The organism is Sorangium sp. So ce321 (genome assembly GCF_051530195.1).
Classification (GTDB): Bacteria; Myxococcota_A; Polyangia; order Polyangiales; family Polyangiaceae; genus Sorangium.
Map to the genome: position 1 here is coordinate 13273294 of NZ_CP150329.1, position 20773 is coordinate 13294066.

Genomic DNA, 20773 nt, shown 5'->3' on the forward strand with positions numbered 1-20773 from the left:
CGCGGGGCGGTCCCGCGTCTGCACCGTCGATAGCGAGGTGACCATGTCGACGATGACTGTTTCCGTTCCCGCCCCCCAGGACACCGAGGACGCCGGCGCCCGCCGCGTCGACCTGCCGATCGAGGGCATGACGTGCGCCGCCTGCGTCCGGCGCATCGAGCGCGCCCTGCTCGCGACAGGCGGCGTCCGCGACGCGAAGGTCAACCTCGTGACCCGCTCGGCCACGATCACGTTCGACCCGGCCGCCGCGTCCACCAGCGCGCTCGTCGCCGCCGTCGAGCGCGCTGGCTACAGCGTCCCGGAGCGCCGCGCCGCGCCGGACAGCGCCGCCGCCCCGGCCGACCGGGCGGCCGCCGCCGACGAGGGCCTCGACGGCGAGCGGCGCGCCCTCCGGCGCGACCTCGCGATCTCGCTCGCCCTGTCCGTCCCGCTGCTCGTCCTCGGGATGTCGCACGGCCGCATCCCGGGCGCGGACGGCGCGATCGGCCGGCTCGTCCAGCTCGCCCTCGCGACCGCGGTGGTCGCCGGCCCGGGCCGCAGGTTCTTCCGGCTCGCCTGGGCCGCGCTCCGGCACCGGGCGGCCGACATGAACACCCTCGTGGCCCTCGGCACGGGCGCCGCGTGGGGTTACTCGGCCGTCGCCGTCCTCGCGCCGCAGCTCTTCCCCCACGCCGAGCACGGCGCGCGGCCGCACGTCTACTTCGAGGCCGCCGGCGCGATCATCAGCTTCGTCCTGCTCGGCAAGCTCCTCGAGACGCGCGCCCGCAAGCGCCTCACCGACGCCGTGCGCGGCCTCGTCGCGCTCCAGCCCAGGACGGCGCGGCGCCTGCGCGGCGACCTGGAGGAGGAGATCCCGGCCGCCGCGCTCTCGCCCGGCGATCTCGTCCGCGTCCGGCCGGGAGAGCGGATGCCGAGCGACGGCGAGGTCGTCTCCGGCGCCTCGGCGGTCGACGAGTCGATGCTCACCGGCGAGGGCCTCCCTGTCGACAAGGGCGCCGGAGCGGCGGTGTTCGGCGGCACGCTCAACCAGAGCGGGCAGCTCACCGTGCGCATCACGAGGACCGGCGCCGGGACCGCGCTCGCCCGCATCGTCGAGGCCGTCGAGCAGGCGCAGGGCTCGAAGGCGCCGATCGCGCGCCTCGCCGACACGGTGAGCGGCGTCTTCGTCCCGGTGGTGCTCGGCATCGCCGCGGTCGCGTTCGTCGCCTGGGCCGCGGCCGATCCGAGCGCGGCGGGGCTCGCCGCCGCGGTCGAGCGGTTCGTCGCCGTCCTCGTGATCGCCTGCCCCTGCGCCCTGGGCCTGGCGACGCCCGCCGCCGTGGCGGTGGGCACCGGCCGCGGCGCCGAGCTCGGCGTGCTCGTGAAGGGCGGCACGGCGCTCGAGGCAGCGAGCCGCGTCGACACGGTCCTCGTCGACAAGACGGGCACCCTCACGGCGGGGCGCCCGCAGCTCGCGGCCGTGAAGGCGCTGCCGGGGATCGCCGAGGAGGAGCTCCTGCGCCTCGTCGGGTCGGCGGAGCTCGGCAGCGAGCACCCTGTCGCGAGGGCGCTTGTCGAGGGCGCGCGTGCGCGTGCCAGCAGCGTCCCGCTCGCCGCGCCCGAGGGCTTCCGCGCCGACGCCGGCGGCGGCGTCCGCGCGCGCGTCGAAGGGCGGGAGGTGCGCATCGGCACGGCCCGGTACCTCGCCGAGCTCGGGATCGACACGGCGCCGCTCGAGGAGCTCGCCCAGGGCCTCGCCGGGCACGGGGACACCCCGTCGTTCGTCGCCGTCGACGGCCGCCTCGCCGGGCTCGTGGCGGTCGCCGACCTGCCGACCCCGGAGGCCGCGCAGGCGGTCGCCGCGCTGCGCCGGCTCGGCGTGCGCGTCGCGATGGTGACGGGCGACCGCGAGGCGACGGCGCGCGCGGTGGCGCGGCAGCTCGGGATCGACGAGGTGTTCGCCGAGGTCCGCCCCGAGGACAAGGCGCGCATCGTGCGCGAGGAGCGCGAGCGCGGGCGCGTGGTCGCGATGGTCGGCGACGGCATCAACGACGCGCCCGCCCTCGCCGGCGCCCACGTGGGGATCGCTGTCGCGAGCGGCACCGACATCGCGGTCGCCGCGGCCGACATCGCGCTGCTCCGCGGGGGGATCGCCGCCTTGCCCGCCGCGCTCGGGCTCGCGCGCGCGACGCTGCGGACCATCCGCCAGAACCTCTTCTGGGCGTTCATCTACAATGTGATCGGCATCCCGATCGCGGCCGGCGCGCTCTACCCGCTGACCGGCTGGCTCCTGTCGCCGGTGCTCGCGAGCGCGGCCATGAGCCTGTCGAGCGTCTCGGTGCTGCTCAGCTCCCTCCGGCTCCGCCGGTTCCGGCCGGCGGGCTGAGTCGCTTCACAGGATCGGATCGACCCGGTAGACCCGGCCCGACAGCAGGTCGACGAGGTAGAGCTTGCCGTCCGGCCCGAAGGTGATCCCGGCGAGCGAGCCCGCCGGGAGCCCCGTGTCCAGGGTGCGGACCGGCCGCCCTGTCGGGTCGAAGGCGTGGATCCGGCTCGTCGCGTGATCGGTGACGTAGACCAGGCCCTCGTGGACCTCGAGCCCGCTCGGCGTCTCGAGCGTCCCCGGGGGGACGATCTCGGTCAGCGTGGCCCCGTCGATGTGCCTGCGCGCCTTGACCGGCTCCTGTCCGTCGAAGCTCGCTCCGGGCGTGCCGCTGGCGGTGTCCAGCTTCAGCAGCCGCTTGTGACCGGTATCGGCGATGTAGAGGTGGCGGTCCTCGGCGCTGTAGAAGATATGGCTCGGCGCCTCGTCGATGCCGAGCACCTCGCCCGAACCATAGCGGTAGATCTCGCCGTCGGCGTGATCGTCGTTCCCGGGGCCGTGATCGTGGGCGAAGTCGTACCGGTCGATCGCGAGGTCGTAGCCGTTGAAGACCCAGTAGACGTTGCCCTGCTCGTGCGCGATGCCCTTGCAGAAGGGGCTCGAGTGGAGCATGTCGAGGTGCGACCCGAGGCCGTCGGGCGTCTCCTCCGCGAAGATCGCGAGATCCGACGAGAAGAGCGTCGGCCCCATGAAGTAGTTGCCCCCGTTGTCGTTGTCGCCGCAGACACCGAACGTGCCCGCGTGGCCGAAGGCGATCGCCGGCGGCCGGGCCATGAAGTGGTCGGCGGCAGGGTCGCGGAGGCGGACCGCCTGGCCGTCCGGCGCCCCCGGCTTCGAGATGATGGTCACGCTGTCGTCCCGGCGGTTGACGACCCAGAGCTCGTCCGGGCGCTCCGGGTTGAAGTCGAGATCGGTCGGCTCGCGCTTTCTGTCCGGTTCGAACACGGTCACGAGCGCGACGGAGGACGGGCTGCCGTCCTTCACGCCGATGGGGTAGCCGGGCGGGAGCTCGACGCACGCGCCGATCGCCTGGTCGCACAGCGGCGTCTCGGGCGCGGAGGCGCAGTCCGGCGATGCCTTGCAAGCCAGCGCTGGAGGGGCCTCCGGCTCTGCCCCTGAGCAGGCCGACACGAGCCCCACGCTGGATAGGAAGATCATTTTACGAAGCATCGCGTCTGCCTCCCGGTGATGGAGGCATTGTGACCCGGCGGGACGCGCTGGCCACCCCGATGAGGTGCGGAGTCGCTCCGTTCTCGGACGAACCATGCGGCCATGACGAAGGCGCGCGGCGCGTCAGGGCGCCATGCGCGCTGCTGCGCTGCGTGGGCCGCCGCTCGCGCGCGAGGAGCAGCGCCGCGGCTGAGCTCGCGAGGCGCTCGCGCGGGAGCCGGGTGAGCCCGCGGGCAAATTCCGCCGGAGGAGCGAGCCGACGTCGCGAAGCGGTTGATCGCGAGCCTCGACGGACCCGCAGACGAGGACGTCGAGGCTGCCTGGCTCGCCGAGGGGGGCGTCGGCGACGAGCTGCTGGCCGAGGCCGATCGCGTGCTCAGCGCGATCGCGGCGGGCCCGTGGCCTGCTGTTCCGGGCCTGTTCCGCTTAGGATGAGCGCCGCGGCGCTCAGTAAGCCTGGCAGTAATAGAACGACATGTTGTCGCAGTGATCTCCGTCGCACTCCGCGCCTGCGATGTAGTAGCCCGGCGGGAAATAGATCGTCCCGCCGTTCTCCTCGGAGATGAATCCGCTCCAGTAGCAGCTGCCCCAGGTCTTCCCGCTGAGATGGGAGCACTGGAGCGACACGTTGTCGCAGTAGGAGCCCGTGCACGCGAGGCCCGTGACGAAATCCCCGTAGTTGCACGTCTGCCGGCCGGTGCCCTCCTCGGAGAAGTAGGAGGTCCAGTAGTTGGACGTGTTGTAGGTCCCGAGCGAAGCGCAGTAGCCCTTGATGTTGTCACAGTCGGAGCCGCGGCACCGGAACGCGCTCATGGCATTGCCGCTGTCGCACGAGACGGGCGACCAGCCGTCGGACGTCTCGGCCGTCCATCCATTCGTGATGGCCTCGGCCGCCGTTCCGACTTCCTCACCCCCCTCGACGTCGGCGTCGACGTCGGCGTCGATGTCGGCGTCGCTCTCGCCGTCGACCGGCGGAGCCATGCAGCCGACGACCATCAACAGGGTCGATCCGAGGAGCGAAACGAGCGACAGCGTGGATGTGATCTTCATGATGAACCTCATGGCGCAACAGCGCACGAGCCGGCCTGACGTCGGTGGCACGGTCGCGCCTCATGGAATTGGAGTTCTTGGTCCTGGCGCGGGTATCGAGGCTTCAACGCCCGCGCTCCAGGGTATGAGCAAGGTGCATACCATCGCAGTCGGGCCCGGCCCCGCCCCAGCATCGCGCCAGAAAGGCCCGAATCAGGGCGGGCGCACGCGCGTCGGCCTGGCGCGCGGGCGTCGTTGCGCAGCGCCTCGCTCAGCGGATGAGCGAGGCCTCGCGCAACTTGCGCGGACGTCGTGCGGGGAGGCGTCATGACGTGCACCCGGCACGACCGGCTCGCGCGGCGCTCGGCGCGCGGGAGGCTGCATTCCAGCAGGGGCATTGGAGGTCGATCGAGAGACGTTGTCTCTCGCCCGCGTCACGCGGCGCTCGTCGATGAGCGGCGCGCGCAAGTGAGGGAGGGCTCCCTCAACATGCGCGCGCATTCCTCCTGGGGATATCGTATCGTTCTGGGGGTATCGTATCGTTCCCACGAGGCACCGAAGCTCCATGCGCCAGCACCGACTCGCCCTCTCTCTCCTGCCGATCGCCCTGCTCGCGGCGTGCGCGCAGCGCCCTGAGCCTCCTGACCCGGTCGGCGGCGCAGGGACGGACGCCGGGCCCACGTTCCCGTGCCCGCCTGGCGCGGTGGAGGTCGGCACGGGCTGCGAGTCGGCGGGGGTCCCGCCCGGGCGGTGCGGGAGCGGCTTCGCGTCCGACGGAGCGCAGGGCTGCGTGCCCGTCCTGCCGGAGGAGGCGGGCCCGCCAGGCCTGATGGCCATCCCCGGCGAAACGGCGTGGCGTGAGGTCGCGCCGTGCGGGACGGGCCGGTGGGGCGGCGCGCCGATCGATGAGACGACCGAGTTCGTCGATGCGGCCTACGCCGGGGCGGACAGCGACGGCACGGAGGCCAGGCCGTGGACGACGATCCAGGACGCGATCGACCGTGCGGGCGAGGGCGCCTTGATCGCGATCGCGGAGGGCAGCTACGTCGAAGAGCTCCTGATCTCAGGGCAGCCCGTGCGGCTCTGGGGCCGGTGCCCCTCGCGCGTCGAGATCGTCGGGCCGCCCGCGGCGATCGCCGTCCAGGTCGACAGGGGCGCGAGCGCCACGGAGATCCACGACCTCGCTGTCCGCGGGCGGGGCATCGGCCTCGGTGTGGGCAACGCGCGCGACGTCGTGATCGAGCGGGTCTGGATCCACGACACGAGCGACGTCGGCCTCCTCGTCGCAGGCATGGGGTCCGAAACGAGCCTGACCGTGCGCGGGGCGCTCGTGGAGCGCACAAGGGGCGCGGGCGTCGTCGTGGCGGACGCCGCCGTGACGCTGGAGGGCACGGTCCTGCGCGACATCGATCGCGTCACCGGGGACCGGGAGCACCCGTTCGACGGCCATGCGATGGCGATGCAGGTCGAGTCGTCCGGGCGCCGCGCGAGCGTGACGGTGCGATCCGTCGTCATCGAGCGCGTCGGGGGGCTCGGGATCAGGTTCTCCGGGGCGGATGGCGTCGTCGAGGACAGCGTGGTCCGCGACGTCGCCTGGCTCGCGGACGACCTCCCGGGCACCGGGCTCGCGGTGACCCACATCCCGAGCTTGGATCCGGGGACGCTCACGGTCCGGGGCAGCGTCCTGGAGCGGAACCACAATGCCGCGATCGCGGTGATCGGCGCGGAGGCGACCATCGAGGCGACGGTCGTGCGCGACACGGGCGCCGGGGCCGGCGAGGGCGATCCGCTCCACGGCGTGGGCCTCTACGCCGAGGCGAGCCGCGTCGACGGGCGCCCCTCGCGCGTGGCGCTCCGGCACGTCCTCGTCGAGCGGAGCCGCGAGAGGGGGGTCGTCGTCAACGGCTCCGACGGCGAGATCGACGGCCTCCTCGTGCGGGAGGTCGTGCTCGGCGCGCCGGACTACGGCGCCGGGATCGAGATCACGCACGAGCAGCGACGGGCGAGCGTCCGGGTGCGCGGCAGCGCGGTGGAGGGCAGTTACGGGACCGGGATCGCCGTCTTCGGGGCCGACGCGGACCTGGACTCGACCGTTGTGCGCGACACGAGGCCGCTGCCGAACCAGGAGTTCGGCCGGGGCGTCAATGTCCAGTCGGTGCCCGACCTCGGCGAGCGCGGGAGCGCGCGCCTGAACAACGTCCTGATCGAGCGGAACAGCAATGTCGGCGTCTTCCTCAGCGACTCGGACGCGACCGTCGAGTCGACCAGGATCGCGGACACGCTGGGGCCCACGCCCGAGGGCATGAACGGCTGCGGCATCCTCGCCTACAACAACGAGACGGGTCAGGCGAACGTCGTTGTCCGGGACAGCGCGATCGAGCGGAGCGCCGCGGCCGGCATCTACAACCTCGGCGCGACGGTGCAGATCGCGTCGACGACCTTCACGTGCGAGCCGCTCGACATCGTGAGGTACGTCGATGAGGCCTCCCTGGCGGTCTACGAGGATCTGGGCGGGAACGTCTGTGGCTGTGAGGGCCGCACCATCGAATGCAGGGCGGAGCCGACGAGCATCGAGCCCCCGCGCGCGCTGCCGCCGCCGCCGCCTCTGCCTGCGAGCGAGGACTGACCGGGTAACGTCCGGGCTCGATCACCTCTTGCACCTCTGAGCCGAGAGGTGCCGCGTCCAGGCGTCCGCCAGGAAGCCAGAAGCCGTCGCGGCGCCCCTGCCCGAGGCTGGCGGCATGCCGTGAACCCATCCGGGTGAGCTGGCGCGTCCACGCGGGAGATGGGTGGCACCCGTCTCCCGGTGGACGTGCCTCCACCAAAAGACGGGTGGCACCCGTCTCTCGGTGGACGTGCCTCCAGGAAAAGATGGGTCGCACCCATCTCCGCGATGGAGAGGCCTCCCTCCGACCCAGCGATTCCTTGGCCAGTCCGTCTCGCCGGCGCTCTGGTGTAAGCAGCCTCAGTGGCTGCCGCCTGTCCCGCACTCATCGAGGACCTGTCAGCAGAGATATGCGTAGAAGTTCCCGAGGGCGCGAAGCGGCTCGACCACTTCCCGCTTGCCGCCCGCCAGAGCCGATTGCCTCCAGCGAATCGCTCTGTCGAGCATGGCTGCAATCCTCCGCTCAAGCTCGGAATCCCTCATGAGCGGCGCCCAGAGAGATATGCCTGCGCCGTCGACACCTGCGCCACCGTATGCGACCCAGCTGGCGGGATTCTCCCGCCTGAACTGGAGCAGAAACCTGTGAGCCGATCCGTCAGAGAATTCCAGATGATTGATTGTGCCTGATCGCCACGTGACCAGGTCAGCCACGTCGAGCCCGTTCATCACGGTCGATCGCCAGGTTGCTCCCAGGTCACTCGAGTTCCTGACGGCCTCGGGTACGAGCCCGTCACCAACGTTGAGCTCCACCGATGGCAGCACTCCCACGAAAGCCCAGGTGCCGAACAATGCGCCGCGACGGTGTGAGCCTCGCAGGAACTCCCCACAGTCGCAACGAATCGTCCACCGCCCATCGTCCAACCGCACCGGCTTACCGATGAGCGATGCGAGCGGCAGGCCACAAGCGTCGCACGCCGTGGGAGGTCGCCAACCGAGAACACCCTGGCGCGCACCGAACGGAAGCCGCGAGAAACAATTGTCGCAAAGGGTAATGCCTGCCAGTTGGATGCTTCCCGCTGTAAACGGGCATTCGATGTGCGCATTGTGCAAGCCGGTGGCTGTCGCGCCTTCCAAGTGCCCACTCCTTTACCGAACTTGGTCACCGAACTTGGTCATCGAATTTGGGGTTAGGAAATCCAAACGCGATTCGAAAGTCAAGCTCCTCGTAGCGGCCGTTCCACCGTACAGCTACGCTGCACGCGCTGGTTGACATAGAGAACCTTACGCGATCCGCATCCTTCCTGGAAAAGTGACGCCGGACGAGCGGGCCTCGCGCACGCGGCGCTCACAACGCTTGAGATCGGCGCGCGCCATCTCCTCCGGCAAGTCGAGGAGGCGCTGCCGCACCTAAAAGTATTCGAACCCGCATGACCCCCTCCTTCTCCCGGCCGCGCGAAGCGATCCAGGCCGCGGCCCTTGCCGAAAGTGACGGGCGTCGCGAAGCAAGCGACCGGCCCGGCAGGTTTGGGTTCTTCGGCCGGCGGCGGAGGGAGCGAGCTATGCGACGGCGGCCGATCCACCGAGGTCGGCGGGCCAGGGGCGCGGGCCCGGCTCGCCGGCCCTCCGGAGGCTCCGCACGCGGGCTCCAGGAGGACAAGCAGCAGGAGGAGAGGGCGGAGCGCGAATTGGGGAGAGCGCCGCATCGCGACAGCTTAGAACACCATCGCGGCCTCGCCCTTGGTGCTGATCATCCGGCCGGTGGGATTGTTGGTCCGCGTTTTCACGCGCTTCGCGAGCTGCCCCCGGGACGACGTCGGGTGCCGGCCGCCGGAGCGGCCGCTCAGCACGGGATCGTGACGCACTCTCACAGGGCAGCCCCCGTGGGCTGGAGCTCGCAGGTGCAGCTCCAGGGCGGGGAGCATCGAGCGCAGACCTGCCCAAGGAACTGTTCGCAGTGCTGGCCGTCGAGCAGCGAGGGATCGGCCGGGCACTCGAACGGCGGGCAGACGTCGGGCGCCTGGCACGACCACGCGCCGTTCGTGCACCGGCAGATCGGCCCACAGGTCTCGTAGCCGCAGACCAGGTCCTCGGTGTCGCAGCTGCCGCCCTCGGGTGGGGGGGATTTCGGCGGGTGCACGTCGTTCTGCTGACCGGTCTGGGACGAGGAGCAGAGCGTGTCCGTGCCGCTGCACACGCACGACATCGCTGTGCTCTTGCACTGCAGGCTCGGCGAACACTCGGCTCCCGGCGGTTCGGAGAAGGGAATGCAGCTGCCGCCGGCCCCAGCTCCGCCGACCCCAGCGCCCGCAGCCCCCGTACCATCGGTGCCCGCGCCACCGGCCTCTGTGCTGCCGGTGCTCACGCCGCCGGCGCCGCTCCCGCTCGAGCCCACGGTCTGCGAGGAGCCCTGGGGGCCTTCGACCGGCGCGCCGCACGCTGCGGCGACCGCAGCGGCCGCGGGGATCAGGGCTGCGGCGAGGAAGCGGCGTGAGTGACCCATGTCGCCCACGTTGCCACCGGGGGCGAGGGCCAGGCATCATGGGAACGGGTCGTCCGCAACGTCGACCCTGCTGGTTCCCGCACCTGCCGACCGTGGCCGTGCAACCGGACACGTCGGAGGAGCTCCGCCGTCGCCTGGCGAGGGTGGCACCGTGCTCGCGCGCCGAAAGGCGCTTCGCCCCGCTGCGCGGGCGCCTTCGGCGGCCTGGACCCGCGCTGCGCGCGGTGCCTGCACGGGGGCGTGGGCGACGGCGGAGGGTCCCCGGCCAAGTTGAAGGCATGGGCCATGAGAGGCAGCTTCAACCTGTGCAGTGAGTCTATTAGACTTCTCTCGGCCAACGATTCTGGATACGAGGCGCTTTCCTGTCTGCTCGAACTGTACCCTGTTGTCATGGATCGCTATCTCAAAGGGCTCCTGCTCGAGCGGTCGGAGCGCCTCGCCCAGCGCCTTGGCGTAGGCGTCTACTGCGAGCGATTCCAGCGCTTGAGCACGTGTGCGAGGTGCTTGCGCTCCAGGCGGAGCTGAGGGAACGCGGTTTCGATGGACATCTTCGGGATCCGGGCGACCTGGCCGACCTGCGCGCGCTCTTCGGCCAGGAGGATGACGAGGCGCTCCCGGGGCGAGCTCAGCAGGAGCTGGTTCAGCAGATCGCACCACCCGACGGGCCCGTGGGGGGGCTCGTGGGGCGGGAAGGCGCCTGCTCCTCCGCCATGTGGTGAGGATCCGCGAAGGCCACCTCCCGCCGGCGGTAGGCGTTGCGCGTGCTACCGGCGCGAGCGCGCTCACCCCTTCGGTATCGCCGACAGCCCGAGAAGCCGACCGATCGCCTCGTGGACGACACGGGCCGCGTCCTCATCGCCGAGGGCGACGGCACGGCTCAGGGTGCCGGCGAGCGAGGCGACCACGGCGGCCCGAGCCGACGGGTCGGCTGGCGCGAGCTCGCCAAGCTCAAGCGTCGGCGGCTGGGCCGGGGTTGGGTCGATGCCTTCCGAATGGGTACGATCGGTGGTCAGGTGCCCCCAAAATCCCGGGTGAAGTGACGGAGAGCGACGGTTCGGCACCGCAAATTCGTTCCTCCAACAAAAGACGGGTGGCACCCGTCTCTCGGTGGACGTGCCTCCAGCAAAAGACGGGTGGCACCCATCTCCGCGCTGGAGATGCCTCCCTCCGACCCAGCGATCCCTTGGCCAGTCCGTCTCGCCGGCGCTCTGGTGAAAGCGGCGTCACTGGATGCCGTCTGTCCCGCTGCGATCGGCAGACATCCTCGACGGCGTGGACGGGGCGTGGCTGTGCCTGCGGGGATGCCGAGCACCAGGGACGCCATGGCTGATGCCTGACGAGCTGGGTAGCCCGCTCTCGCCGGCGTGGCTCAGCTCAGCCCGTCGAGCACCTCGGCGAGCGACGCGGCGACGACGGCCCGCTCAAGCCATCGTTCCAGCGTCTCCGGATCCTTCTCGGCGAGGATGCGCTCCCGCGCGACGTCCGGTACGGCGATGCCGCGACCCCGGAGCGCGATCAGCACGGCACGCGCCGCCTCCTCGGCGCGCCCCTCGTTGAGGCCTTCCTTCCGCGCCTCGGCCCGAAGCTTCTGCTCGTAGTCCTCGAACCACGCCCGGATCTCTGCGCTCACCTCGTCCTCCTTCCCGTCGGCCGGCTCCTGGATTCCGAGCCGGAAGTGTACCAGCAGCGGCTTGGCGATGCTCTTCTCCCAGGCGTCGTCCGGCAGCGCCGCCAGATCGGCCAGCGCCTCGCGCAGGAGGCGGCCCGAGCCGAGCAGCCGCAAGAGCAGCGTCGCACGCGTCCGGGGCAGCTCCGCGAGCACCACGACGCGCATCACCAGGTTCGGCACCGCCTGGTAGACGCCTGGTTGCGCCGGCTCGCACCGGTAGGCGTCGAGCACCGTCTCGGGACGCCCGGGGCTGATGACGACCAGCGCCGGGAAGTCCACCGCCGGCTGCGGCGGCGCGTCGGCGTCCGCGTCCGGCGCGGCGGAGCCGGCTGCGGCGCGGGCGCGGCGTTCGAGCTCGTGGTGCCACGTCAGCTGCTTGCGCAGGCACTGCCGGACATGACGAAGGCTCGGCGTGCGGTGAAACGGCTCGAAGAGGCTCAATCGTCGCTTCTCGTCTCGATCTGTTCATCGCGCTGCGCCGTGTCGGCGCAATGAACGACAGGCGCTTGCCGACAAGGGGAGGTAATCGTATGAAAATCGTTGTCGATGGCGTGATTTCGCCGTCGGTCTGGGCGTAGCCTCCGGTGAAGGACACGACGCGCGCCTTTTACGAGGGCACCCTCGGCCCGGCTCGATCGGCACCCGGCCTGGACCCACGGCTCTATCCGGCGGCGCGCTCGTCCGACCCGGAGCCGGGCAGGCGTCACGGCGAGCGTCGTGTCCTGTCGGCGTCCGGGGCCGGCGCGGCGTCACGCCTCGCGGTAGGGGCGGCGCCGGGCGGTCAGAGGCGGATCAGCTCGACGCTGTCCATGTGGATGAAGTTGGCCGGGTTGCCGGAGGTGGCCTTCGTGTGGAAGCCGAACTCCAGATAACCGCCCGTGACATGGATGGCCGGCGTCTCGATCTGCGTCCAGCTCCCGTAGGTCCCGACCGTCGTGTAGGTGGGCGAGCACGCGCCGCACGTCTTGGCCTGGAGCCGGCTGAAGTCGTGGCTGCCGCCCTTCTTCACCCACGCTCGGACCTTGTAGTCGCCCGTCGCGAGCCCCGAGCGCGTCTGGTACGTCCACACCTCGAACGGAGCTCCGTTGGTCCAGTGGGTGAGGTGGTAGGAGCCGGATTGCGCGCCGTTGTACGTCTCGCTGAAGCTCGCTGCCCCGGTGCCGTTCGGGCTCCAGCTGGTCCAGCCGGTCAACCCGGACTCGAAGCTCGGGTTGGTGAGGGAGATGCCGCTCGAGCCGCCGCCGCCGCCGCCCTGCTGGTACCAGCGCACCCACTCGACTTCCATGGTCTTCGTGGTGCCCGACGGCAGATCGATGCTCGCGGGGCTCGGGTCGCCATACCAGTTGCCCCCGATGGCGAGGTTCAAGAGGATGTAGTGGTTCTGCTGGAACTCCGTCTCGCCGTGGTAGTACGTGTTGTTCGCCACGATGTCGCCGTCGAGCCTGAAGATCATGCTGCTCGACGACCACTCGACCTCGTAGACGTGGAAGGAGTCGGCGAGGCTCGAGCCGCGGTTCGCCCCGGTCCCCCAGTGCGCCGCCCCGCCGTTCCACCAGTGGGCCGCGGACTGCATCCAGGTGGGCTCGGTGGATCTCCATTCGAGGATGTCGATCTCGCCCGAGCGCGGCCACGCGTTGGCGCCGGAGTCGATGTTGGCGCCCAGGGTCCAGAACGCCGGCCACATCCCGTAGCCGGAGGGCACCTTGATGCTCGCGGCGATCTTGCCGTACCGTCGCTCGACCTTGCCCTTCGTGTGGATGCGCCCGGAATAGAAGGAGCGCCCACCGTACCCGGTACACTGGGGCGCGGCCGGGTTGTCGCTCGTGCGCTGCGCGGAGAGGATCAGCTTGCCATCGCGGACGCCTACGTTCGAGGCGCGCGGATACTCGAGCTCTCCTGTGCCGAAGTTGCAGTTGTTGGTCACCGGATCGTGGTTGCTCGTGAGCACGTTCCAGTTGGCTGTGTTCAGGCTCGATCCGTCGAACTCGTCCGACCACACGAGGTTCCACCCCGAGCCGGGGCCGTAGGACACTTCGGCGTACCCCTGGCTGGTCGTGTCCTCCGCGCCTCCCGGCTCGTCGGCCGCGGTGATGCACCCCGCGACAGCGCCGAGGCAAGCCACGGTCAGCAGCGCTGTGCAACCATCTCTCCGATCCATGCGTCCTCCTCTGGTTTCCACGGCGATCACCGTGCGTCGCCCGTGTCCCTGCGACTTGCAGCGTCCGTGCCCGTCCGTGAGGGTGAACAATTCCACGCGCGACCAGGGCCGAGGTCGAATCAGGGCGGGAGTTGGGTCGACCGCGCGCGCTCGGGCGATCCGGCAGATCACCCCCGGGGCGATCCGGGGGATCGCCCCGGGGTGCGGTGGAGCCCCGGGCCGATGGGCACGGACCCGTAGCGGCCCTGAGGAAGGGCGACTGCAAGGCTCGCGGCCAGGTCTCCCTTCGGCTCGACCCGCACCTTCTCCAGGCCGAGCCAGCTCGCCATCCGCTCGAGCTCCGCCGCCAGCCGCGCCGGCGTCTCGTCGTTCGCCCAGGGTTCGGCGTGGCTGGCCTGGACGACCAGCACGCCGGCCTTGCGGTCGGCCTTCAGGTCGACGCGGGCGGTGATCGCCTCGCCCTGCAGGAAGGGCAGGACGTAGTAGCCGTGGGTGCGCTTCTGCGCGGGGGTGTAGATCTCCAGCCGTACCCGCACGCCGAACATCCGTTCTGTCCGCTGGCGGAACCAGATCGCGTTGTCGAACGGCGAGAGCAGGGCGTCGCCCTCGACCCGGCGCGGCCGGCGCGCGGCGGGATCGAGGAAGGCGGCCTCGCGCCAGCCCTCCACGCTCACAGGCAGCAGCTCCCCGGCTTCCACCAGCTCGCTCACCCGGGCCCTGGTCTCGGCCACGCCCATGCGGAAGTAGTCGCGCAGGTCGCGCTCGGTGGCGATCCCCATCGCCCGGGCGGCGATGCGGATCAGCTCGCGCTGAGCATCCTCGCGCGCCGGCGTCGGCGCCTCGATGACGGCCCCGGGCAGCACCTTCTCCGGCAGCCCGTAGACCCGCTCGAAGGCGCCGCGCCGGGTGGCGGTGGTCAGCTCGCCGGTCCAGAACAGGCACTCGGCGGCGCGCTTCGCGTCGCTCCAGCCCCACCAGCCGCCCTGGCCCTTCTTGCTGATCTCCAGCTCGGAGGCGGCGAGGGGACCCCGCTCGCGGATCTGCTCCAGGGCGCGATCGACCACGGGCCGGTGCTCGCGCAGGAAGCGGGCGACGCCCTTCCACACGCCGACCCCGTCGCGGGCGTCGGCCATTCGCCAGCGCAGCAGCGGCTGCGCGCTGAGCGGCAGCAGCGAGGCCTCGTGGGCCCAGTACTCGAACAGCGGCCGCTTCCGGGCCCAGGCCAGCTCCTCGAGCATCGGGCGCGGATAAGGGCCCAGCCGCGAAAAGGCCGGCAGGTAGTGGGTGCGCGAGACGACGTTCACGGAGTCGATCTGCACGACGCCGAGCCGCTCGATCAGCCGCGCCAGCTGGCGTCTGGTCGTGTCGGGGCCCGGCCGCGGTCCACCGAAGCCTTGCGCCGCCAGCGCGATGCGCCGCGCCGCGGCGGCGGTGAGGGTGTCCTTCATCGGGCCCGAACTCTAGCTGGTCATCCCGGACCCGAGCGTCCGACCTCGCCATGGGCCCGACCCTTGCGGCTTGCGCTGGCGTCGACGATGCTCGGTGGACCGTATCGCCCGCCGTCGTTGGCCAGCGTGGCTCAGCTCAGCCCATCGAGCACCTCGGCGAGCGACGCGGCGACGACGGCCCGCTCAAGCCATCGTTCCAGCGTCTCCGGATCCTTCTCGGCGAGGATGCGCTCCCGCGCGACGTCCGGTACGGCGATGCCGCGACCCCGGAGCGCGATGAGCACGGCACGCGCCGCCTCCTCGGCGCGCCCCTCGTTGCGCCCCTCGTTGCGCCCCTCGTTGCGCCCCTCGTTGAGGCCTTCCCGGCGGCCTTCCTTCCGCGCCTCAGCACGAAGCTTCTGCTCGTACTCCTCGAACCACGCCCGGATCTCTGCGCTCACCTCGTCCTCCTTCCCGTCGGCCGGCTCCTGGGTTCCGAGCCGGAAGTGTACCAGCAGCGGCTTGGCGATGCTCTTCTCCCAGGCGTCGTCCGGCAGCGCCGCCAGATCGGCCAGCGCCTCGCGAAGGAGACGGCCCGAGCCGAGCAGCCGCAGAAGCAGTGTGGCACGCGTCCGGGGCAGCTCCGCGAGCACGACCACGCGCATCGCCAGGCCCGGCACGGACTGGTAGACGCCTGGTTGCACCGGCTCGCACCGGTAGGCGTCGAGCACCGTCTCGGGACGCCCCGGGCTGATGACGACCAGCGCCGGGAAGTGCACCGCCGGCTGCGGCGGCGCGTCGGCGTCCGCGTCCGGCGCGGCGGAGCCGGCTGCGGCGCGGGCGCGGCGTTCGAGCTCGTGGTGCCACGTCAGCTGCTTGCGCAGGCACTGCCGGACATGACGAAGGCTCGGCGTGCGGTGAAACGGCTCGAAGAGGCTCGGCTCCGCCGAGAGCTCGCCGAGCAGGCCCATGCCGGCGCGCTCGGCCTCCCGAGCTGGATCAGGCACGCTGTAGACATCGATCTTCTGCGTCGCCGCCAGGACCTCGACCTCGGTCTCCGCCGCCGAGACGAGGCTCAGCCCGTCGCGCAGCAAGCTCTTCGCGAACTGGTCAGAGCGGTTGTGCATCGACGAACGCATCTAATCCATCATCGCATGATGCGCCACCCTGGATCGACGAGAAGAGACGAATGGGAGAATCGTCGCTCCTCGTCGCGATCTGTTCATCGCGCTGCGCCGTGTCGGCGCAATGAACGACAGGCGCTTGCTGACAAGGGGAGGCAAGCGTGGGGGAATCGTTGTCGATGACGTGATGTTTCCGTCGGCCTGGGGGTAATGAGCGCCACGCCAGACCTGGGGACCGGTACCGAGGCTGAGGGGGTATGTGCGCCCCACCGACGGCGCGGACATCAACCACCGTGATGCGATGGCCTTGCCGTACGTAAGGATGGTATCCGCAACGGCGGCGGTAGCCGACCTTGGTTGGCGTCGCGCAGGCCTAGCGGCGGGACAGGACTGGTGTCAGCGGCGGAACACGGAGGAGAAGCGCCCAGCGGCGACGACGGGTGAGGGAGCGGGTGAACAGGAGGCACTATCGCCGCGAATGACCCTTTGATTCAAGCTTGCGCCTGCGAGCCACCTCCGCCTCGATCGCGCGTGTGTCCTGAAGCCGCGCCTCCATCCAAGCGACGAGCTCGGAAAGGCTGCGCGTCTCTAGCGTCGAGAGTGGCGACTGCCAGTCATCGCCGATCAAGAGCTCCGCCTTGAATGAGCCGTCGGGATCCATCGACGGATACCAGCCTGCGTTCACCGTGGCGCCGAGCGGCTCGTGCTTCAGAGCGAGCAGGTCCTCCTCGAGGTACTCCCACCGTGGATCGTCCCGCGCTTCGATCTGCGACGGGTCGATCTCGCATAGATTGTTCACTACCACACTCCACCCGGTCGGGATGCGCAACGACTGGAGGGGGGCGATTCTGAAAGCTCTCATGGCTCGGCGTCCGGGATGAACTTGCGAACCTCCGACAGAGGCCGCGGGTGACCGTGGATGCTTCCAGATGCGTACTCCGCTCTCAGCCAGCGGGTGGGCTCGCCGTTGGCGTATCCGACCGGCGAGTCGAATCGATGCAACGTGTGGAAATTATGGTCCGTCATGGGGTTGCCTCGTGATACCGTACCTCGGCGAATTGCCTCTCGCTCCAGGGCGTCGGCGTTGACTGAAGGATCGTACTGCGCAGGCCCACCCCGCGCGCTCATGGCCGCTGCCTCGTCGCAGCTCCGGGCCCTCCGGTGCTTCGGATAGGGCGCAATCCTGCCCTGATACGCCGCGCGCCGCTGAGCTTTGCGCGTGTAGTATCCTCCATGTGCAATCCGATCGTGGTCCATCGAGATCAACCCGAATGGGTCGAACCACACGATCGGATTCCGACCGTACGCCCAGATCTGGATGCCACCACCGAGGCCGAGCGGGTCAGCGCTGATGTATCTGCTTGAATCGGGGTCGTAGTAGCGGAACCTGTTGTAATAGAGCCCCGTGTCGCTATCCTCGTACTGCCCCTGGAAGCGTATCGGCGTACTCACTCGCGCTCCGGCCGGCACGTCGAGCGCCCACGCACGGCGCGAGAGCTCGCATACCACGGCTCCGGTATCGTCCACGAGCCGCTCCGGAGTGCCGATCGGGTCGTTGGTGTAATGTACCCACCGTCCGTCCGCTTCCCGGTGCGCCTCTGGGACGAACGCCTCATCCTCGAAGCAATACGTCCGCACTTCCACGTCCGGATCGCCCGTCCCTGTGGAGCGGCTCGTCACTTCATGCGCGATGGTATCCCCATCCCAGACGAAGCGGACATCCCGCGCGAGGTGCCAGGCGTGCGCCGTTCGGTCCCGAGCGTAAACGCGCTTCCTGACCCGCCGCGCGAAAGGGTCGTAATCGAACTCGATCCGCTCTTGCTCAGGCGTGTCCACCCTCGCTAGCAACTTTGCAGAGTTCCACGCGTACCGCCAGATCCGTGCCGCTCCGCCTTCGCCATGCTCGCGCTTCTCCACGAGCCGCCCCTCGGCATCCCAACGGTACTCCGTGCCACCCTTGCGTAGCAGACGGCCGCTCGGTGCGTACTCCCGTGGCGGTGTCTCATCGGCCTCATACAGGTTCCCGGCAGCGTCGTAGCGAAACAGCTCCCGTGGCGCGTTCGCAGGAACCATCGCCAGCAACTGCCCGAGCGGGTCATAGCGGAGCTCGGTCATCACACCTCCACGGTCGATTCTGGCCACGAGCTCACCTGCATCATCGTACCGGTAGCTCGAGAGCGCCGTGGTCGCGTCGGGTAGCGGCCCCACCCAGGCCGGCTGGCCCCGCCCGACCGTGACGGCGCTCGGGGCGCCGGTGACGCGCCTCTGCACGAGACGACCGAGCGGGTCGAACGCGCTCTCGATCACGCCCCCGCCCGCCAGCCGTCGCGCGACCTCTCGCGCAGTTGGGTCTACTTCGTGCTCGATCGACACGCTGTCGTCGAGCACCGTCCGGATGCGTGCGCCCAGCACGTCGCGAGAGATCCGTTCCGTGTGCCCGAGCGACGTCCGCCGCTCGGTGCGCGCACCGAGCACGTCATGCCGGGCCTCGACGACGACCGGCGCCGCGCCTGTCAAAGACTGGGTCTCCCTCACGACACGCCCGAGCGGGTCGCGCACGAATTCGAGGCGCCCTCCGGACCACTCGGCCTCGATGAGATTGCCGAGCGCGTCGTAGATGAAACGCTCATTTTCTTCGGAGAAAGCCCGCTCGACGAGCTGCCCGGCGATGTCGTACACTAGCTCGACCTGCGTCGCGCCGCCGTTCAGGCCGACCTCACGATGGCTCAGGTCGCCCGGGGTCCACGTCGCCGTGATCCGGCTCGGCCGCCCCATGGCGTCGAGACGGTACTGGAGCACGGAACCGAAGAACGTTCTCTCCTCGATGAGGCGGCCATAGACATCGTACTTGAGCAGATGCTGCTCGCCGTGCTCGTTGACGACCGCGGTGAGCTCCCCCTCGCGGTTGTAGCGCAACTGCAGGACGTTCCCGTTCGCATCCTTCCGCCAGCAGAGGCGATGATAGCCTCCCCAGCCGAACGTAGTTCCATGGCCGCTCGGGTTCTGAACATGCACGAGATGTCGCTCGCCGTCGTACTGGTAGCGTGTGACGCCGCCGAGCGCGTCCGTCACCTGGATCAGATCGCCTCGGTGCGAATAGAGAAGGCGCGTCGCGCTGCCCGACGGGTCGATACGCTCGACGAGCCGGCCAAGATGATCGTGACGGAAGCGCCACGAGGCGCCGTTCGGCAGCGACATCGCGGCAAGGTTTCCTTGCGCGTCGTACGTATAGCTCGTCTTCCCGCCACCGGGGTCGACGTGCTCGGTGATGAGACCTCGCTGGTCGTAACGATAAGACGTCACCTGCCCGAGCGGATCGGCGACGGCTTCGGGGTTGCCCCGTGCGTCGCGCGTGATGCACGTCACGCCACCGAGCGGGTCTACGATCTCGACGGCAAGCCCCATCGCATCGCGCGCGATCGACGTCGTGGCGCCGAGCGGGTCGGTGTGCGAGAGGACGTTGCCACGACCGTCCCACTCGTATCTGTCGATGCCGCCGTCCGGATGCTCCAGCGCCTTGAGGAACCCTTCGCTCGTGTAGGCGGCGCGCATCGGGTTCGGTCCGCTGTCGTGCGCGTTCGTGAGCAGCCCGTGCTCGTTGTGCTCGAAGTGACCGACGTGCGTCGAGTCGATGACGTGGGTGAAGTCGTCGTCCACGTACTCGAAAACGCAGTGGTGAACTCCATTTGCGCGATGGCGTCCTGAGGCGAGCCGCTCGGGGACGTTCTGATCGAGGCTCGGGTCGATGCGTCCGGGGTAGTCGCCCCAAGACTCGATACACCGACCCTGCGCGTCATAGCGGAAGTGGAAGCAGAGGCCAATCCGATCGCTATCTCCGATGAGCCGGTGCTCTTCGTCGTACTCGTAGTGCGCGGAAAAACCGTCCGCGTCTGTGGCGGTCACGAGGTGACCTGCAGCGTCGTACTCGTACGACTCGCAGGTAACCCATCGCCCACCTGACAACGCGTTCTTCACCTCGATCGCGGCGACACGCGCTTCGCGGTCCGCGCGGAACCGGAGGGTTCTCCCGGCGCTGTCCACCACCTCGGCGAGGCGGCCGGACTCATAGGTGAGCGAGATCCGGTTCCTGTTGCGGTCCTCGATCGCCGTGCAAAGCCACACATGCTCGCCACGCCTCTCCGAGAACGCGTAGAGCCGGCCGTCGTTGGGGTCGAGGATGTATCCCCAGGCTTCGCGGCGGAGGCGGACGCCGAAGCGCCCGACGACGTCGTCCCCTGGGCGGAGATCCTTCGGGAAGGCGACGCTGGTGCCCAGCCCTGTCCAGACGATGAGCGTGCGGCGGCGCTCTTCGATATGCCACCCGAGATCATGTGCCCAGCCCCAGCCGAGGCCGACGTCGCGATCGCATGCCGTGGAGCTGTAGGAGCGCGTGAGCCGCAGGGGCAGCGGGCCTGGCAGCTCCACGATCACGCTCGGCTGGGTGAAGGCGCGGCCGGTGGCGACGTCGACGGGATGCGACTTGGTGCCGCACAGCGGATAACGCTGCGGATCGAGCGCTCCCTTGCCGCCGCCCGAGGCGCTCTTTCCGCCGTTGCTGCCTCCCGCGCCTTGCCTGCCCTTGCCGCCGCGGCCTCCGGCGCCGTCCGAGCCGCCGCCACCAGCGCCGCCGCCGAGAATGAAGACTCCCGGGTTCATTCCGGGGATGGCGGGGATATTCGGGACCGGTGCCGTGCGCGCCATGGGGGCATGATGGCTGGATGCTGCAAGG

Annotated in this window: 14 protein-coding genes; 4 read left to right on the plus strand and 10 right to left on the minus strand. The window is 70.1% G+C overall.

Going from position 1 to position 20773, the window contains the following annotated elements; genetic code table 11:
• Window positions 1-52 precede the first annotated feature (52 nt).
• Window positions 53-2365 carry a heavy metal translocating P-type ATPase gene (locus WME89_RS49355; protein WP_438006452.1) on the plus strand — a complete coding sequence of 771 codons (2313 nt, stop codon included), beginning with the start codon at window positions 53-55 and terminating at the stop codon, window positions 2363-2365.
• A gap of 6 nt (window positions 2366-2371) precedes the next feature.
• Here WME89_RS49355 and WME89_RS49360 read toward each other — a convergent pair whose 3' ends face one another.
• Window positions 2372-3520 (minus strand): hypothetical protein, encoded by a 1149-nt coding sequence (locus tag WME89_RS49360; protein WP_438006453.1) that lies wholly within the window; start codon window positions 3518-3520, stop codon window positions 2372-2374.
• Between the two features lie 249 nt (window positions 3521-3769).
• Between WME89_RS49360 and WME89_RS49365 the strand changes: the two genes are divergently transcribed.
• A complete protein-coding gene (locus tag WME89_RS49365) occupies window positions 3770-3967 on the plus strand; it encodes an addiction module protein (RefSeq protein ID WP_438012068.1) in 198 nt (65 codons plus the stop codon).
• Between the two features lie 12 nt (window positions 3968-3979).
• On the opposite strand, the gene WME89_RS49370 is transcribed toward WME89_RS49365, so the two are convergent.
• Window positions 3980-4582 carry a hypothetical protein gene (locus WME89_RS49370; protein ID WP_438006454.1) on the minus strand — a complete coding sequence of 201 codons (603 nt, stop codon included), beginning with the start codon at window positions 4580-4582 and terminating at the stop codon, window positions 3980-3982.
• Window positions 4583-5126: 544 nt separating this feature from the next.
• Here WME89_RS49370 and WME89_RS49375 point away from each other — a divergent pair.
• The gene (locus WME89_RS49375; protein ID WP_438006455.1) at window positions 5127-7187 is read left to right on the plus strand and encodes a right-handed parallel beta-helix repeat-containing protein; all 2061 of its coding nucleotides are present in this window, start codon (window positions 5127-5129) and stop codon (window positions 7185-7187) included.
• 378 nt (window positions 7188-7565) lie between these two features.
• Here WME89_RS49375 and WME89_RS49380 read toward each other — a convergent pair whose 3' ends face one another.
• Together WME89_RS49380 and WME89_RS49385 are read right to left on the minus strand one after the other, a co-directional pair.
• Window positions 7566-7976: a hypothetical protein gene (locus tag WME89_RS49380; RefSeq protein WP_438006456.1), complete on the minus strand. Its 411-nt coding sequence runs from the start codon at window positions 7974-7976 to the stop codon at window positions 7566-7568.
• A gap of 1054 nt (window positions 7977-9030) precedes the next feature.
• Window positions 9031-9666 carry a hypothetical protein gene (locus WME89_RS49385; protein WP_438006457.1) on the minus strand — a complete coding sequence of 212 codons (636 nt, stop codon included), beginning with the start codon at window positions 9664-9666 and terminating at the stop codon, window positions 9031-9033.
• An 830-nt stretch (window positions 9667-10496) separates the two neighbouring features.
• Between WME89_RS49385 and WME89_RS49390 the strand changes: the two genes are divergently transcribed.
• Complete coding sequence (locus tag WME89_RS49390) at window positions 10497-10706, plus strand: hypothetical protein (RefSeq protein ID WP_438006458.1); 210 nt, start codon at window positions 10497-10499, stop codon at window positions 10704-10706.
• Window positions 10707-11035: 329 nt separating this feature from the next.
• On the opposite strand, the gene WME89_RS49395 is transcribed toward WME89_RS49390, so the two are convergent.
• The 6 genes from WME89_RS49395 to WME89_RS49420 form a co-directional block, all read right to left on the minus strand.
• Window positions 11036-11776: a hypothetical protein gene (locus WME89_RS49395; protein ID WP_438006459.1), complete on the minus strand. Its 741-nt coding sequence runs from the start codon at window positions 11774-11776 to the stop codon at window positions 11036-11038.
• A 340-nt stretch (window positions 11777-12116) separates the two neighbouring features.
• Window positions 12117-13493 carry a glycoside hydrolase family 16 protein gene (locus WME89_RS49400; RefSeq protein ID WP_438006460.1) on the minus strand — a complete coding sequence of 459 codons (1377 nt, stop codon included), beginning with the start codon at window positions 13491-13493 and terminating at the stop codon, window positions 12117-12119.
• Between the two features lie 167 nt (window positions 13494-13660).
• A complete protein-coding gene (locus WME89_RS49405) occupies window positions 13661-14941 on the minus strand; it encodes a winged helix-turn-helix domain-containing protein (RefSeq protein WP_438006461.1) in 1281 nt (426 codons plus the stop codon).
• Window positions 14942-15072: 131 nt separating this feature from the next.
• Window positions 15073-16047 carry a hypothetical protein gene (locus WME89_RS49410; RefSeq protein ID WP_438006462.1) on the minus strand — a complete coding sequence of 325 codons (975 nt, stop codon included), beginning with the start codon at window positions 16045-16047 and terminating at the stop codon, window positions 15073-15075.
• A gap of 463 nt (window positions 16048-16510) precedes the next feature.
• Window positions 16511-16849: a hypothetical protein gene (locus WME89_RS49415; RefSeq protein WP_438006463.1), complete on the minus strand. Its 339-nt coding sequence runs from the start codon at window positions 16847-16849 to the stop codon at window positions 16511-16513.
• Window positions 16850-16902: 53 nt separating this feature from the next.
• A complete protein-coding gene (locus WME89_RS49420; RefSeq protein WP_438006464.1) occupies window positions 16903-20745 on the minus strand; it encodes an RHS repeat-associated core domain-containing protein in 3843 nt (1280 codons plus the stop codon).
• Between the last annotated feature and the right edge of the window lie 28 nt (window positions 20746-20773).

What these genes read in the sequence shown, in the direction of transcription:
- WME89_RS49355 (WP_438006452.1), top strand. Translation starts at nt 53, where the DNA reads ATGACTGTTTCCGTTCCCGCCCCCCAGGACACCGAGGACGCCGGCGCC.
- WME89_RS49360 (WP_438006453.1), bottom strand. Translation starts at nt 3,520, where the DNA reads ATGATCTTCCTATCCAGCGTGGGGCTCGTGTCGGCCTGCTCAGGGGCA.
- WME89_RS49370 (WP_438006454.1), bottom strand. Translation starts at nt 4,582, where the DNA reads ATGAAGATCACATCCACGCTGTCGCTCGTTTCGCTCCTCGGATCGACC.
- WME89_RS49375 (WP_438006455.1), top strand. Translation starts at nt 5,127, where the DNA reads ATGCGCCAGCACCGACTCGCCCTCTCTCTCCTGCCGATCGCCCTGCTC.
- WME89_RS49385 (WP_438006457.1), bottom strand. Translation starts at nt 9,666, where the DNA reads ATGGGTCACTCACGCCGCTTCCTCGCCGCAGCCCTGATCCCCGCGGCC.
- WME89_RS49400 (WP_438006460.1), bottom strand. Translation starts at nt 13,493, where the DNA reads ATGGATCGGAGAGATGGTTGCACAGCGCTGCTGACCGTGGCTTGCCTC.
- WME89_RS49405 (WP_438006461.1), bottom strand. Translation starts at nt 14,941, where the DNA reads ATGAAGGACACCCTCACCGCCGCCGCGGCGCGGCGCATCGCGCTGGCG.
- WME89_RS49410 (WP_438006462.1), bottom strand. Translation starts at nt 16,047, where the DNA reads ATGCACAACCGCTCTGACCAGTTCGCGAAGAGCTTGCTGCGCGACGGG.
- WME89_RS49420 (WP_438006464.1), bottom strand. Translation starts at nt 20,745, where the DNA reads ATGGCGCGCACGGCACCGGTCCCGAATATCCCCGCCATCCCCGGAATG.